Genomic DNA, 16,711 nt, shown 5'->3' with positions numbered 1-16,711 from the left:
AGATTTAGCTTCGCTGAGCACTTCGTGGTTCTCGACTTCGTTGCACCCGATAGCTATCGGGTCCGCTCGAAATGACGATCTCGTTTAGGTTATCGAAAAATTTAATCTGTGCAAATCTGCTGCAAAAACTAGCCTGCAGTAGGTAAAAAAGGTTTCTCGAAGAAACTCATCGGTTCATCGGGATTTTTAATAATCTCGAATACTACATAACCCCATGGTTTCCAGAAGTTTTCCAATACCTGCGCATATACTTTATTTTGCCAGACATCAAAAAGCGGTTTAGTCATGTTTCCACGTAATGGCATGGCTTCGATATAGGTGGTACCTTCAACAGGCATAAAAGTATATTCAGGCAAGCGGTTAAACAGATAGGCCGAATAATAAAAACGCGCACTTAGCTCTTCAAACTGTTCGGCTGTTAGTGCTTTTCCTTTTATTTCGTTGATGATATCCTGATGATAGCGTTTATTAGTACCATTATCCTGTAAACAGGCGATGATACCAAAATCCTTCATTTTTAACGAGAAGGTTAAAGTGTTTATCTCATCGCGGAAACTGAACGGTGTTTCTCCGTTTTCTAATTTCACTACCGTGATAGACCATGGTGAAAAATCTTCAAACTCCAAACTGGTATACAGGTTCTGCATCATGAAATTCAGATTGGCAAATTTCATCATTAACGATTGCGACATATTTAAACCATCGGCAGTCATTTCCTTATGTAAGGCCGAATGCATTTCGATATAGACAAAGCCATATAAAAACTTGCCGATCCAGTTAAATAGATCAAGCTCTGGCAATGCAGAAACAGCATCATAACCTGTTGCAAAGGCTGCTTCGATCTTGTTTTCAAGCGGGCTTAAAAACTGCTCGTTCACCTCATTGTTTACCGGGATAACCAAGGTGTTGTACGAACGGATACTCTCATCCAAAAACTGGATCTGCTCTTCGCCGCTTAAACCAGCCTGTTCTAAGAGCCATTTTGGAATTAACGGTACCTGAATAACAGGCGAATTAAAAGTTTTGCCACTTAAGAAGCAGATTTTGTATAAAAAATCGAAGTTTTGGAATGGATTGTATAAGCCGGTATTCATCACTGCAATATTAGCCATTATATTTTTAGGGCTTTGCACCGATATTTTATTTTAACGCAGGGATTACAACCGTCTCACCCTGTTAGTTGACTTATTTTACCTATTACCCTTGCAGAGCTAAATAAAGATTTGTCATCCTGAGCTTGTCGAAGGACCTGCTTAAATACGCTTTAAGGTGTTTCGACAAACTCTCCGTAGGAGTCCTTTGGACAACATGATAGCATCTGAGGTGAATCGTCTTATGATACTACCTCAACTAAAGACATCGCTTTACCATGTCCATTAACAGGGTAAGGTCTACAGGTTATTATAATAATAACTGATATCATCAACCAATTGGTTGTAAATGGGTTTGGTAAATTCTAAAAACAAAGTACTTGGAGGTGGAGGCAATTGTTCTCTCCTTCTGGTAATGGCCAATTGTTGTTTACTCAGTGCCCTGTCATCGCCTTTATAAGTCGCCCAACTGTCTCTCCATACATAAGTTCCAGGGAATTTCTGCTGGCGTACCAGTTTTTTTGTACCCCAATCGGTAATGCTCATATCCAATAAGCCCGATGAGGAGATGTTCTTTTCGAAAATACTTAAGGTGGCTTTAACTGTACCATAAATTGGCTTTTTCTCACGGGTTTCGCCAATTACTACGCTGTCGCGTTTCAACTTTTCTACCCTTTCTTTTACATAGGTTTGGCCTACCACAAAATCGTCGAAGTTTAAACTCAATACCTGATCGGGAACAATTTTTTGATCTGTTGCCTGTGTTTCTCCATAAAAAATCACAAATTTATTTCTCGAGTAATTTCCAATAAACTGATCGATCTGCTGCTGAAAATAATCAGCGCTTAATTTGTACATGCCGCTGTTTACAATAATCGGTTGCACCACAACCCTGGTTACTGCTGCCCAATAAGCATCCTCCATTTTGGCTTTGGTATCTTTATAAGTTGGTTGAAGATTCTGTGTTTTCTCAAATTCGTAGTAAGCCTTTTTAGCCGATTGGCGGTTATTTTCTCTCAAATAGCCCAAACCCGAGTTATACCTTGCCGCAGCAGCATTGTATTTACTATCAGCAAGTTCATTGATGTATTTTGTCGGACCAGGAACAACCGTTAAACAGGCCGGGCAGCTATTGATCTCATCTGCCAGTTGATTGATTTTTTGATAATCGTACATCACCGATTCCCATCTGAAAAGGTCGTTAGATGCCTTTGCCTCTTCAATTTTTCTTAAATGATCCTGTAGGGCCAAATCGTATCCCGTTTTTAGCACCTGCATGGCTTCGCTGTTTTTTGGCGAGTTTTGCAATCTACTTACCGCTTTGGCAACCGAAGCATCATAATCACCTTTTTGTAAGGCTTTTTTTCCTGTGGTACATCCCCCAATAATTATTAAGGATAAATAAATAAAATACCGTAATCTTGAATTGTTTTTCATGGCAGTGGTAGTTGCGTTAATAAAACAAAGATAATTTGTAAGACGATAATTACCTTATTTATTTAGAAGACGATTGATAATGAAGATTAGTTGCAGGCAATTTGAATTAGAATTAAAACATCCTTTTTCGATCTCGAAATTTACCCGTACCAGCACCCCCTTAATGCTGTTAAAGGTAGAACATGAAGGTGTAACAGGTTATGGTGAGGCCTCTATGGTGCCTTATATGGGCGAAAGCTACGAAAGCGCAGCGGCTTTTCTTAGCCTTGTAGATTGGGATAAAATCCAATACCCATTCGATTTCAAAGAAATTATTAGCTATTTGGATAGCCTTGCTCCAGGCCAGCCCGCCATTAAAGCGGCTATCGATATTGCGCTTAACGATATACAGGGGAAGCTGTTAAATAAACCCTGTTATGAAATTTACGGCGCAGATCCTGCAAAAATGCCGGTAACTTCTTATACCATTGGGATTGATACGCCTGAGGTAATCCGCGAAAAACTGAAAGATGCCGAGGCTTTTAAAGTGATCAAAGTTAAACTGGGGAGAGATAACGATCAGGAGATTATCGAAACGATCAGGAGCATGACCAATGTACCCTTATATGTGGATGCCAACCAGGGTTGGACAGATAAAATTGAAGCGATTGATTTAATTTATTGGCTGCATAACCAGGGCGTGGTGTTAATTGAGCAGCCTATGGATAAAAATAACCTTGATGGGAATGCCTGGTTAACCGAGCGCAGTCCGATCCCGCTGTTGGCTGATGAAGCCGTACAGCGTTTAGCCGACATGGACAAACTGAAAGGCGCCTATCATGGCATTAATGTAAAACTGATGAAAAGCTGTGGCATGTACGAAGGGCATCAGATGATTTTGAAAGCCCGTTCTTTTGGGATGAAAGTGCTGATTGGCTGTATGAGCGAAACCAGTTGCGCTACTTTGGCTGCGGTTGCTTTGGCACCCTTATGTAATTGGGCCGATTTGGATGGGCCATGGCTTACCAAGAATAATCCCTTTACCGACCCAGCTTTCGAAAACGGTAAGTATATCTTAAGAGATCTGCCCGGTTTAGGCTTAACGGGTGCTACTTCTGATCTTTTTCTTTAAAGCTTTTTCTGATGTCTTTGGTAAGTTGATACTTAAAGTAGAACAAACAGGCCGTAGTGCCTACCAAAAAGCCAGCTGGAAGATATTTAGCATTGTTATAACACCAAACCAATCCGAAAATAGAAAGGATAATGGCCAGGTTATAGAAGATATTTAAAGCAAATTTTTTACCCACGGTAGAAGGATTGAGTTATAGAATGAGTGAGTTTTGAATGAGTGAATGTGACTAGCTTAAACTAATTCAATCATTCTCTCATTCAAAATTCAATAATTATTTTAATATACCGGCATGCTCGGATCAAAAGCTTCTTGCCAAGCTAAAATACCGCCTTTTAAGTTATAAAGATTGTCAAATCCGTATTGTTGCTCCAACTGCATTACTGCTGCTGCGCTTCTTTTCCCGCTGCGGCACTGAATAATTACCGGCTTATCTTTCGCAACCTTATCAGCCTCAATTAAAATTCCACCTAAAGGGATATTCTCGCCTTCAAGATTGGAAACCTCATATTCGAATGTCTCACGAACATCAATCAATTGAAAATCTTCTTTGTTATCGATTTTCTCTTTTAGTTCTTGTACCGATATTTCTTTCATTTTATTAAATGTATTTATGCAAATATAGGAAAATCAACTTTACGCTCCCCATCAAAAAAATGCCATAAAATTTTGTGTGCAACTGTAACAACTGTAACCCTTAGGCGTTTAATTATAAATAGTTACAAATGGACAAACTGAACCGTTTCTTTTGGTTTTGCTCTGGCGCTCATATCCCGACACTGGAAAAGTATCCTTCAGAACAAAATAAATATACTGGCATTGGCGCCACCATCTTTTTTACAGGCTTATTTGCAGCTCTTTCTGGGGGTTATGCCATGTATTTTGTGTTTAAGGGGGATGATCTGGCCGTAATTTTTGCCATTGTTTTCGGCTTTTTATGGGGGGCGGCCATCTTTAATATGGACCGTTATATCGTATCGAGCATCAATAAAAGCGCCAGTACCAATAAACAGTTGTTGCAGGCTACACCACGTATTCTGCTGGCCATTATGATTGGTATGGTTATTTCGAGACCAATAGAGCTTAAAATTTTCGATAAGGAAATTAAAGAGCGCCTAAAAGTAAGTTACCTAAACGGCCAGCGTTCTAAAATTGATACCCTGAACAAAGCCTTTGAGAAAAAATATCAGGTAGAATTCGGCAGGTTAAATCAACAGAAAGCCACACGGGACTCGCTTGAAAAAGGAATTAAAGCAGATAGACAAAAGCTTAATTTCGAGATTTTTGGTAACAAAACTACCGAAACATCAGGGGTAATGGGCTACGGACCTTATGCCAAACGTAAGGAAGCAGAAATTGCACAACGTACGGCTGAATTAGATTCGTTAAAAGCTGCCATTAATAAATCGGAAGGCTTTGTAGATAAACGCAAAGAATTTGATGGCCTGTTTACCGAAAAGCTGTATACTAAAAAACAGTTAGACAGTTTATCGGATATTGCTGGTTTTGCCGACCGCAACTGGGCATTAGGGCAGCTTAAATTTAATGTTGATGGCACGCGGGATAACAATACGGCAATTGCGGTTACTTTTATCGGGCTGCTGTTTATCTTTTTTGAATGTTTACCTGTGTTTGTAAAACTGATGAGTGCACGAGGCCCTTATGATTATGCTATAGCGGATGGAGATGAAGTATCGATTTATCATTCTAAAAAGGATAAGGATTTCCATTTTGAGGTGGCCGATAACATTCACGAAACTAGGGTTGATTCCGAATCATCAAAGAAGAAGGAAATTATAAAAGGAAAAGCTTACCGCGATCTCGAAAAACACGATTGGGATAGCGAGGGCTAAGGGGAAATGTAAGAAGGGGGTTAAAGTGGATGGTTTATGGTCAGATGGCTCATAGGTCATGGCTTAAGCTCCTAAACTATTAAACCGAAAAAAATCAACGGTGAACATTAGGCTATCAGCTATTGATTATCAGACCATCAACTATTAGCCATCGTACATTTTACCTCAAACATCTTCCATTTTTATTAAATTGCCCTTGTAATCCCGATTTTATGAAGAAATTTTTAGGTGCTGCGGTATTTGGTCTACTATCGTTGCAGGCTTTTGCCCAAAATGAGATCAGTTATACGGTTTCCTTTCCAAATGTTATCCATCATGAAGCTGAAATAAGCATGGTTGTCCCGAATGTTCCTGCGGGTACGCTAAAGGTTAGAATGAGCAGGTCGTCTCCGGGCCGTTATGCTACACATGAGTTTGGAAAAAATGTATATCACCTGAAAGCTTTCGATGCATCAGGCAAACAGCTGGTTATTAAACAAACAGCGGGCGATGTTTATGAAATTCCCAATCATGGTTCCAGCGTAAAAGTAAACTATACACTTTTTGGAAACTGGATTGACGGCACCTATGCTGGTTTCGACGAAACCCATGCACACATGAATATACCGGCAACTTTTGCTTTTCCGGTAGGCATGGATAACAGACCGCGACTGGTTAAATTCAATTATGCCGAAAAACAGGACTGGAAAGTAGCTACACAGCTTAAACCAATGGCCAACGGGACTTATTTTGCGCCAAATCTTCAATATTTTATGGACAGTCCTACCGAAATTGCCAATTATAAAACAGCAAGCTGGCAGGTTAAAAATACCGATGGTAAAGTACAGACCGTCCATTTAATTACGCATGCTAACGACGATCAGAAAACCATCGATAACTATGCTGAGATGCTTAAAAAAATGGTCGATGAACATTTTGCCGTTTGGGGCGAATTCCCCACATACGATTACGGTAATTATTATTTTCTGGATGACGTATATCCGGAGAATGCAGGCGATGGAATGGAACATAGAAACTCTACTTCGATTGTGCAGCGCACACCAAAAATTGCAGGTTATGAATCTAACCTCCTGGGTACTTTTTCGCACGAATATTTTCACAGCTGGAATGTAGAGCGTTTGAGGCCAAAAACTTTAGAGCCCTTTAATTTCGAGCATGCCAATATGGGTGATGAACTTTGGCTGGCTGAAGGCTTTACCCAATATTATGGCAATCTGCTATTAACAAGGGCGGGTTTAAAAACTGCCGACAATGCCATACAAACTTTTAACGGCCTGGTAAATGCTGTTTTACTTTCGCCAGGAGCAAAAAACTTTTCGCCGATTGAGGCCAGTAGGTATGCGGTGTTTGCCGATGCTGGTGTGGCTATCGATCAGACCAATAAAGGCAACATTTTCACCTCATACTATACCTATGGTGCTGCAACTGCCCTTGCTTTAGATCTCCGTTTAAGAGCTGAGTTTAAACTCAGCCTTGATGATTATATGCGTGCGCTTTGGAAAGCTTACGGCAAGCCAGAAATTGCCTATACCGTTCCTGATTTAGAGAAAACCCTCGCAACGCTGACTAAAAATCCTGCTTTCGCTGCCGATTTCTTTAAAAAATATATTTACGGTATCCAAAAGAACGATTATGCCAAGCTGCTTATAAATGCGGGCCTTGTTTTGCGCAAAGCAAATCCTGGTAAAGCTTTTGCAGGTTTTGGCAAGATTAATACGTTGGATGGAAAATTGATTTTGGGTCAAACACTGATGGGTACGCCTGCATATGAGGCAGGTTTAGACGTTGATAATGTATTGCTAACCATCGATGGTGAGGTATTAAAGGATGTTGCTGCAGTTACGGCCATTACTGATGCTCACAAACCAGGTGATGTGCTGAAGGTTACTTATCTTTACCGTGGAGAAGAGAAAACGGCTCAATTAACCTTAATAGAAGACCCGGCTTTAGAAATTGTTCCCATTGAAAAAACAGGGGGGAATTTAACACCAGCCATGCAGACTTTTAGGGATAAATGGTTAACCTCGCAGGTAAAATCTAAATAACAAAACTAATACTTATTATATATTATATGAAGAGAATATTCTTTTTTACCCTTGTAGGGATGGCAAGTTTGCAGCTTAAAGCGCAAAACATAGATAAAATCATTACCCGCGAATATACGGATCACCTGATTAAAACATTAAGTGCTGATGATATGCAGGGGCGTGCAACCTTTACGCCAGGTATTGATAAAGCAGCTACTTTTATCGAATCTGAATTTAAAAAGATCGGTTTAAAGCCTTTAACAGGAGAGAAAACTTTCCGCCAAACCTTTAACAAATACCAGGTTACCAATCTAAGTACAAGCGTTAAAATAGATGGACAGGAAGTTGCCCCAGAAAATTTAATCGTTTCAGGTGTAACTTCCGAAAGTGTTACGCTTGATAAGTCGAACACCACTGTTGTTAAATTAGATCCCGAAAAAGCATTCGTGCCTCAGCTAAGGGCAATGATGGGTGCCGGCAAAAATCAGATTATTCTTGTTGACAATAAATTTGCCGATCTGTTTAACCGCTATAGAAGTTACTTCGGTAAACCGGCAACCGTTGATGAGAAAGATGTTAAAGCAGCTACAAGCGCTGTGCAGGTTTTTGTTTTGGGTAAAGATGCTGCAACAGATTTTTCGGCAACATTTAAAAGTAAGGTAGATAAAATGCCTTTATTTAACGTTGCAGGGGTAATTCCAGGTAAATCAAAGGCAAAAGAAATTGTAATTTTCTCAGGCCATTATGATCATTTAGGCTTTTTAAAAAGTGTAGATGGCGATAGTATTGCCAATGGCGCAGATGATGATGCTTCAGGTACAACAGCTATGATTGCATTGGCCAAGTATTACAAAGCACAGAAAAACAATGAGCGTACTTTAATCTTTGTTGCTTTTACCGCTGAAGAAATCGGTGGTTTCGGTGCAAAATATTTCTCAGAAAAACTAAATCCTGATGATGTAGTAGCTATGTTCAATATTGAGATGATTGGTAAGGATTCGAAATTTGGCAAGAATACCGCATTTATTACAGGTTACGAAAGATCTGATTTTGGGAAGATTTTGCAGAAAAACTTAGCCGGGACTGAATTTACTTTCCATCCAGACCCCTATCCGGATCAAAACTTATTCTATAGAAGTGATAATGCAACTTTAGCTGCTTTAGGCGTTCCGGCGCATACCATCAGTACGGATAAAATTGATATTGATAAATTGTACCATAGTGTGAAAGACGAATACAGTTCGTTAGATGTAGAAAACATTCTTTCTACCATCAAAGCCATAGCAAAGAGCGCAATTACCATTGTAAACGGAACGGATACCCCAACGAGGATTCCGAAGTTGAAGCAATAAAATATAATGCGATCGTCACCCTGACCTGTAGCGCAGCGGAAAGCTACGCAGTAAATTTATTTCAGGGTCTTAATAACAGAAAAGATGCTGAAATAAATTCAGCATGACGAACAACATAATAAAACATCACAAAAAAAATGGCCAGTGAAAATCATCACTGGCCATTGCTATTTTACAAGTCTTCGTAAGCAGTTACTTACTCAAGTACATCGATTTGTCTTTGTAAAGCTTGCGGAAGTAAGGATCTTCTAAATCTTTGATGAAACGGATCGCCTCACCTGTAGATTTCATTTCAGGACCTAATTCTTTCGCTACCTCCGGGAATTTCTCGTAAGAGAAAACCGGCTCTTTAATGGCATAACCTTTAAGTTTACGAACGATGGTAAAATCTTTCAGTTTTGCTACACCCAGCATAATTTTAGCTGCGATATTAATGTATGGAACATCGTAAGCTTTTGCGATGAAAGGAACTGTACGCGATGCCCTTGGGTTTGCCTCGATTACATAAACTTTCTCATCCTTAATGGCGAACTGAATGTTTAATAAACCGCGTACATCTAATGCTTTTGCAATTTTGATTGAGTATTCTTCCATTGCTTTAGTTACCGTTTCTGATAAGCTGAATGTAGGTAATACGGCAAATGAATCTCCTGAGTGGATACCTGCAGGCTCGATGTGCTCCATCATACCCACAATGTGTACATCCTCGCCATCAGAAATCGAATCAGATTCTGCTTCTTCTGCCCTATCTAAAAAGTGATCGATCAATACACGGTTGCCCGGTAAATCACCTAGTAATTTTACTACTGCTTTTTCCAGGTCTTCATCGTTGATTACGATACTCATGCCTTGTCCACCAAGTACATAACTCGGGCGGACCAATACAGGGTAACCTACTTCGTTTGCAACAACGATTGCTTCTTCAGCATTCTCTGCAACACCATATTTTGGATAAGGAATATCTAATTCTTTCAACAGGTCTGAGAAACGGCCACGGTCTTCAGCAATGTCCATATTCTCGAAAGATGTTCCGATAATCTTGATGCCTCTTTCGGTTAATTTCTCAGCCATTTTTAAAGCTGTTTGTCCACCCAATTGAACGATAACGCCCACTGGTTTTTCCAGCTCGATAATTTCGCGGACATGTTCCCAGAAAACCGGCTCGAAATATAATTTATCGGCCATGTTAAAGTCTGTTGAAACCGTTTCAGGGTTACAGTTAATCATGATGGCCTCAAAACCTGTTTCTTTTGCTGCCAATAAACCATGCACACAAGAGTAATCGAATTCGATACCCTGACCGATACGGTTAGGACCTGAACCCAATACAATTACCTTTTTCTTATCAGATGGAACAGATTCGTTTTCCTCTTCGAAAGTAGAGTAGTAGTATGGTGTTTTGGCCGGGAACTCCGCGGCGCAGGTATCAACCATTTTATATACCCTGTTTATACCTAAAGCTTTACGGCGATCGTAAACTTCATCTTCTGTAACATTCCCTAACAACCAGGCGATCTGGATATCAGAGAAGCCTTTTTGTTTAAGCGTTACGAAGAAATCCTGCGGGATATTGTTTAGTGAATATCTTTTCAATTCAGTTTCAAGCAATACAAGCTCCTGAATCTGGTTTAAGAACCATTTGTCAATTTTGGTTACCTTACGGATAGACTCCAAAGGTACGCCCATTGCCATGGCATCTTTTATTAAGAACAAACGGTTCCATGAAGCGTGCTCCAAACCGTCCATAATTTCTTCAATATTGCGCACCTGTCTGCCATCTGCACCTAAACCTGCGCGGTTGATCTCTAAACTCTGACAAGCTTTTTGTAGTGCCTCGATAAAAGTACGGCCAATTGCCATTACCTCACCAACCGATTTCATCTGCAAGCCAAGCTCTTTGTTAGCGCCTTTAAATTTATCGAAGTTCCAGCGGGGTATTTTAACAATTACGTAATCTAAAGTAGGTTCGAAATATGCTGAAGTAGTTTTGGTGATCTGATTTTCAATTTCATCCAGGTTGTAACCGATTGCTAGTTTTGCGGCAATTTTTGCAATTGGATAACCGGTTGCTTTACTTGCCAAGGCTGATGAACGTGATACACGTGGGTTAATTTCGATGGCGATAATTTCATCGTTTGCAGGGTTAACCGAAAACTGAACGTTACAGCCACCAGCGAAGTTACCGATTGCACGCATCATTTTAATCGCCTGGTTACGCATTTCCTGGTAACAACGATCAGATAAGGTCATTGCCGGAGCAACCGTGATCGAATCTCCTGTGTGGATACCCATCGGGTCGAAGTTTTCGATCGAACAGATAATGATTACGTTATCATTGCTGTCTCTTAATAACTCCAACTCATATTCTTTCCAGCCTAAAACGGCTTTCTCTACTAATACTTCATGTGTTGGCGAAGCCTCTAAACCACGTTTTAAAGCGGCATCGAACTCTTCTTTTTTGTGTACGAAACCACCACCAGAACCACCTAAGGTATATGAAGGGCGGATTACCAGTGGGTAACCGATTTCTTGTGCTGCTTCTTTACCTTCTAAAAATGAGTTGGCAATTCTCGATTCTGCAACACCTACACCGATATCAACCATTAACTGGCGGAAAGCTTCGCGGTTTTCAGTTTTTTCAATTGCAGCAACATCTACACCAACAACCTTTACACCATATTTTTCCCAAACACCACGTTCTTCAGCTTCTTTACAAAGGTTTAATGCAGTTTGGCCTCCCATAGTTGGAAGTACCGCATCGATTCTAGGTAAATCTGCAGAGTCGATATGCTCTTGTAAAATAACCTCTATTGAATCAACAGTTAACGGGCGCAGGTAAACATGGTCGCCGATAACCTTATCCGTCATAATTGTAGCCGGATTGGAGTTGATAATGGAAACGGTAATTCCTTCTTCTTTTAAAGAAAGAGCCGCTTGCGAACCCGAGTAATCAAATTCACAGGCTTGGCCAATAATAATTGGTCCAGATCCGATAATCAGTACTGAGCGTATGGAAGTGTCTTTAGGCATGATAAAGCTTAAACAATAATTAAAATTCTAAAGTATTGGTTCTTTTGAAACCCTGAAAGCAACGAGATTTTGTGCTTGTAAGAAGAAAAATCCCAACTGTTCTGTCGGGATGCAAAGATACATCTTTAGCGTGATTTTAAGGTGTTTTTTTTAAAATAAAAAAGAGCATTATTTAAGTGCTCTTTTTAGATTTTTCTTTTGTGAAACGGACTATTGCTGTAATTTAATTTCGCCTAAATCTGTAGTGGCGCTATCTTTTACGGCAACCTTTTCTATTACAGCATCTTTGTATGGTGCATTGGCTTTTACCACAACAGTATAAACGCCTTCTTTGAGGTTAGTAAAAGTAAAAACACCTTGGCTAATCTGCGCTTTTAGCGTGTCTGTCGCCGCTACAAGCGATACAGCAGAAGCCGCATCACCCGGCGTAATTTTTCCGATTATTCCACCCAATTTAATATTTGTAAAGGCAATCGAACCTAAAGCAAATACAATTAGAAGAGATAATACAACACATAACTTTTTCATGGTATAACGTTTTAGTTGTTGATGTCTTAAATAAATAACACCATTTAGTACAAATAGTTTTAAATAATGAACACTAATTTTCAGATTGTACTATTAAATATACACGACTGTCAAAATCAAATGTACGGTTTTATTGTAAATGTTAATTAGTGTTAAAAGAATTTCGTAAAAGTGGCACTACACGTCAGAATTAAGTCACGAAGTTGTGATATTAGAAATATTGGCAATAATGTTGTAATAAGCAGAACATATGTACGTTTTGTATATACTTTAGACAATGATCTAAAGCTTCCTCCGCGGATTAGTTACCCGCCATGAGGATTTCTTCATAAATAGTTTGTTTGGTTTATTATCCGGTTAGAGGAGCCCTCCTCAACCGGATTTTTTCTTTTAAGCCTTTTTCTTTTACATTTGACCGTATTCAGAAAACATATCGTGAATAAAAACATTAAAAAGATCGCTATTGTTGGCCCGGAAAGTACGGGAAAATCTACTATATCCCAATTGCTGGCCAAATATTATAAAGTTTCGTGGGTGCCAGAGTATGCCCGCTATTACTGCGAAAACCTGGTTGCCGACTATACCCTGCAGGATGAAGTGAATATGTATTACGGGCAGGTAGCTTTAGAAGATGCCATTTTAGTAACGACCGAAAGCGATTTTATTATTTGCGATACGACTTTTATTACGGTAAAGATCTGGAGCGATGAAGTATTATGTGAAACACCACAGCTAGTGCTGGATGCACTGCCTGAAAGACCGTACGACCTGTATCTGTTAATGGACATTGATTTGCCCTGGCAAGATGATCCGCTGCGTGATTTTCCGGAGAAACGCGAATATTTTATGCAGGTTTGGCATAAGGAACTGAAAGCACTAAATGCAAATTATAAAGTAATTAGTGGATTGGGCGATGAGAGGTTAGAAAATGCAATTATGGCCGTAAACGATTTTCTTGGTGTATAAGAAAATAGATGTTTCTTGATTAAATTCATGGACTTTGTTTCAAAATGCCAGGCTCAGTGTCGCTCGTTTCCCATTAATAATAAAATGTTTTTTTAGGAAATGAAAGGTTAGTGTTTCATGGATGCTGTAGTCCCGCCATCCGCTTTATCCCGATTGAAGAAATCGGGATGTTCGCTCCTGTCGGGTTTAATTAACAGCGGTTTGCTTTCCAAGCACCGGCCTAAGTGAAATAAACCCGATTGTCGGGAAGAGCTTCCGATCCTTCATCGGAACTCGTACCAAAAGCGGGGCTGAAAAAGCTAAATGTTCAGAAACCACTCGTTTCCTATTAATAATAAAATGTTTTTCTTTTTAGGAAATGAAAGTACAGTGTTTCATAGATGCTGTGGTCCCGCCATCCGCTTTGTCCCGATTGAAGAAATCGGGATGTTTGCTCCTGTCGGGTTTAATTAACAGCAGTTTGCCACAGGGCACAGAACTTTCGATTTCTAAACCTAAAAGGTGCAAAATTCATCATTAAGCAATCAGTTTTTGTAGATTTAGCCCAGAAAGCACCAAAAAACACGCTTATTGTTAAATATTTCCTACATTTGCACCATCATTAGGGGTGCCTTGTTTAAATAAACACAAAAACAGGCTGAGATCATACCCATTTTGAGGTGAAAGGTAGAAGGTAAAAAGGTAGAGGGGTAATGCCATCAACCTTAAAACCCTCCAGCCAGCCACCTCGAATGCACCTGATCCGGGTAATGCCGGCGTAGGGATTGGAGTTATGGAAGTTTAACTGAAAATCGGCAATGCCCCTTTTCCGATGGGTTTAACTAAAAACAATAAAATTGAAAAATTTACTTTTTGCAGCGCTTGTTGCAATGTTGCCCTTCTTTGTATCGGCACAAATTTCTGTTACAGGTAAGGTAACAGATCAAAACCAGCAGCCACTTCCGGGTGCTACGGTTAAATTGAGAAATCAAAAAACGGCAGTTGTAAGCGATGCCTCAGGAAACTACACCATCACAAACCTTAGTAATGGAAAATACACGATTATAGTAAGTTATGTAGGTTATAAAACAATCGAAAAAGCTGTAGAACTTAAACAGCATACTACGCTGGATTTTAGCCTCTCGCCTCAAAATTTCCTGGCAGATGAGGTGATTGTTCGTGCAACACGGGCAACAGAAAAATCAGCAACTACCTATAAGAATATTAGCAAGGAAGAAATCCAACAGAATAATTTCGGACAAGACCTGCCTTTTATCCTGCAGAACACACCAGGAGTTGTGGTTAATTCTGATGCTGGTGCTGGCGTTGGCTATACAGGTATCCGTATCCGCGGTAGCGACAATAGCAGGATCAATGTAACCGTTAACGGTATTCCGATCAACGATAGTGAAAGTCAAGGTACGTTTTATGTAAACATGCCCGATTTTGCTTCATCAGTAGATAATATACAGATTCAGCGAGGTGTAGGTACTTCAACAAATGGTGCAGGTGCATTCGGTGCGAGTTTAAATATTCAGACAACTGCCAGCGAAATGGAGCCTTATGCCGAAGTAAACAGCACCTACGGCAGTTTCAATACCTGGAAAAACACCGTTAAGGTTGGAACAGGTTTGATTAACAACCGCTTTAGCTTTGATGGCCGTTTGTCAAGGATCAGCTCTGATGGTTATGTAGACCGTGGTTCGTCATTGCTTAAATCATATTTTCTTTCTGGTGCTTACCATGGCAATAAAGACCTGCTGCGCGTAAATGTTTTTTCAGGAAATGAGAAAACCTATCAATCATGGAACGGTATTCCGCAATCACGCTTAGAAAATGATGTGGCCGGAATGAATGCCTATATTGCCAGAAACGGATTAGGTGCAGATGATGCTGCTAATCTTTTAAATTCGGGAAGAACTTACAACAGTTTCTTGTACAATAACCAAACGGATAACTATACACAAAACCATTACCAGTTAATTTATGCCAGACAGCTTTCCGATCAGTTTTCTTTCAACGGCGCTTTACATTATACTAAAGGTGAAGGTTATTATGAAGAATACAGGGTACAGGATGAACTGAAAAATTATGGATTAAATCCGGTTGTTATTCCGGGAGGAACACCGATTACAAGTACAGATTTGATCCGTCGCCGTTGGTTGGATAACGATTTTTATGGCATTACCTATGCCTTTAACTACGTGCCTCAAAAGAATTTAAACTTTACTTTGGGCGGTGCATATAACGAATATAAAGGCGCCCACTTCGGGCAGGTAATCTGGGCACAATATGCTTCAAATGGAAATATAGACAGACATTATTATGATAACGATGGTTTTAAAACCGATTTTAACGTTTATGGTAAAGTAAATTATAGCCCGGTAGAATCGTTAAGCTTATTTGCCGACCTACAGTACCGCCGGGTATATTTCGATGTTGCCGGAACGGAAAACAAACTAAACACTTTGGCTATTAACGAAACCTTAAATTTCTTTAACCCAAAATTTGGGGCAACATATTTTATCAATCCGCAGAGCAATGTTTATGCCTCATTTAGTGTGGCCAACAAAGAGCCCAACAGAGATGATTATACAGATGCTGCGGTAGCGGGTATCTCTCCAAAACCTGAACGTTTGAATGATGTAGAGTTAGGTTACCGATTTAAAAATGATAAATTTAATTTAGGTGCCAATGCCTATGGTATGTTTTATAAAAACCAATTGGTTGTTACCGGGCAAATAAATGATGTTGGAGCCAACTATCGTCAGAATGTAGACAGAAGCTATCGTTTAGGGATTGAGGTAGATGGTTCTTATATCATTAGCCAGCAATTTGTATTAAATGCCAATGCTGCGTTGAGTAGGAATAAAATCAAAGATTTTAGTGAATATTATGAAGATTACGATAATGGCGGATTTGTTGTAAACAACTATAAGTTAACCGACATCTCCTATTCTCCAAATGCTGTTCTTTTTGGGGAGCTGGTTTACAAACCTGTTAGTGGTTTTGCTGTAGCCTTACAGAGCAAATATGTAAGTAAACAATATTTGGATAATACGCAGAACAACGGTAGAACCATTAACGGTTATTGGGTAAGCAATGCACGTTTGGGCTACGACTTTAAATTTGCAGGTGTTAAAAACGTAAACCTGGGTTTATTGGTAAACAATATTTTCGATAAGAAATACGAAAGCAATGGTTATACCTATGGCTACCAGGCAGGTGGAAGCAGGGTAACCGAAAACTTCTTTTACCCACAAGCAGGAACTAACTTTTTGCTAAGTTTGAATGTGAAATTTTAATCTGTTATTCAGAGCTGACAACTTTCCAGGCAAAT

At 39.7% G+C, this 16,711-nt stretch carries 12 protein-coding genes; 6 read left to right on the top strand and 6 right to left on the bottom strand.

The annotated features are described in order from the left end of the window. Positions 1-128 precede the first annotated feature (128 nt). Together ASU31_RS02655 and ASU31_RS02650 are read right to left on the bottom strand one after the other, a co-directional pair. Complete coding sequence (locus ASU31_RS02655; RefSeq protein ID WP_083505241.1) at positions 129-1,112, bottom strand: hypothetical protein; 984 nt, start codon at positions 1,110-1,112, stop codon at positions 129-131. A gap of 279 nt (positions 1,113-1,391) precedes the next feature. Then, positions 1,392-2,528 carry a hypothetical protein gene (locus tag ASU31_RS02650; protein ID WP_057930820.1) on the bottom strand — a complete coding sequence of 379 codons (1,137 nt, stop codon included), beginning with the start codon at positions 2,526-2,528 and terminating at the stop codon, positions 1,392-1,394. Between the two features lie 79 nt (positions 2,529-2,607). Here ASU31_RS02650 and ASU31_RS02645 point away from each other — a divergent pair, with 79 nt between their 5' ends. Then, complete coding sequence (locus ASU31_RS02645) at positions 2,608-3,639, top strand: dipeptide epimerase (protein WP_057930819.1); 1,032 nt, start codon at positions 2,608-2,610, stop codon at positions 3,637-3,639. Here ASU31_RS02645 and ASU31_RS02640 read toward each other — a convergent pair. Beyond that, a complete protein-coding gene (locus ASU31_RS02640) occupies positions 3,617-3,814 on the bottom strand; it encodes a DUF6358 family protein (RefSeq protein ID WP_029277955.1) in 198 nt (65 codons plus the stop codon). The genes ASU31_RS02645 and ASU31_RS02640 overlap by 23 nt on opposite strands. Before the next feature lie 101 nt (positions 3,815-3,915). Beyond that, positions 3,916-4,233: a rhodanese-like domain-containing protein gene (locus ASU31_RS02635; RefSeq protein WP_029277953.1), complete on the bottom strand. Its 318-nt coding sequence runs from the start codon at positions 4,231-4,233 to the stop codon at positions 3,916-3,918. A 128-nt stretch (positions 4,234-4,361) separates the two neighbouring features. Here ASU31_RS02635 and ASU31_RS02630 point away from each other — a divergent pair, with 128 nt between their 5' ends. The 3 genes from ASU31_RS02630 to ASU31_RS02620 all read left to right on the top strand — a co-directional run bounded on the left by ASU31_RS02630 (position 4,362) and on the right by ASU31_RS02620 (position 8,868). Then, positions 4,362-5,489 (top strand): DUF4407 domain-containing protein, encoded by a 1,128-nt coding sequence (locus ASU31_RS02630; RefSeq protein ID WP_057930818.1) that lies wholly within the window; start codon positions 4,362-4,364, stop codon positions 5,487-5,489. 212 nt (positions 5,490-5,701) lie between these two features. After that, entirely contained in the window at positions 5,702-7,534 is a 1,833-nt protein-coding gene (locus ASU31_RS02625) for a M61 family metallopeptidase (RefSeq protein WP_057930817.1), read from the top strand. Between the two features lie 26 nt (positions 7,535-7,560). Then, positions 7,561-8,868 carry a M20/M25/M40 family metallo-hydrolase gene (locus ASU31_RS02620; protein WP_057930816.1) on the top strand — a complete coding sequence of 436 codons (1,308 nt, stop codon included), beginning with the start codon at positions 7,561-7,563 and terminating at the stop codon, positions 8,866-8,868. 192 nt (positions 8,869-9,060) lie between these two features. Here ASU31_RS02620 and carB read toward each other — a convergent pair whose 3' ends face one another. Both carB and ASU31_RS02610 read right to left on the bottom strand, forming a co-directional pair. Next, a complete protein-coding gene (carB, locus tag ASU31_RS02615; RefSeq protein ID WP_057930815.1) occupies positions 9,061-11,898 on the bottom strand; it encodes a carbamoyl-phosphate synthase large subunit in 2,838 nt (945 codons plus the stop codon). 210 nt (positions 11,899-12,108) lie between these two features. Beyond that, the gene (locus tag ASU31_RS02610; protein ID WP_057930814.1) at positions 12,109-12,426 is read right to left on the bottom strand and encodes a carboxypeptidase regulatory-like domain-containing protein; all 318 of its coding nucleotides are present in this window, start codon (positions 12,424-12,426) and stop codon (positions 12,109-12,111) included. Positions 12,427-12,861: 435 nt separating this feature from the next. Here ASU31_RS02610 and ASU31_RS02605 point away from each other — a divergent pair, with 435 nt between their 5' ends. Together ASU31_RS02605 and ASU31_RS02600 are read left to right on the top strand one after the other, a co-directional pair. Then, positions 12,862-13,392, top strand: a complete 531-nt coding sequence (locus ASU31_RS02605; RefSeq protein WP_057930857.1) for an AAA family ATPase — start codon at positions 12,862-12,864, stop codon at positions 13,390-13,392. A gap of 836 nt (positions 13,393-14,228) precedes the next feature. After that, a complete protein-coding gene (locus tag ASU31_RS02600) occupies positions 14,229-16,676 on the top strand; it encodes a TonB-dependent receptor domain-containing protein (protein WP_083505240.1) in 2,448 nt (815 codons plus the stop codon). The last annotated feature ends 35 nt before the right edge of the window (positions 16,677-16,711 follow it).

Origin of the sequence: Pedobacter ginsenosidimutans (assembly GCF_001442625.1) — a bacterium.
GTDB classification, from domain to species: domain Bacteria; phylum Bacteroidota; class Bacteroidia; order Sphingobacteriales; family Sphingobacteriaceae; genus Pedobacter; species Pedobacter ginsenosidimutans.
This window is presented reverse-complemented; position numbering and strand designations above follow the sequence as displayed.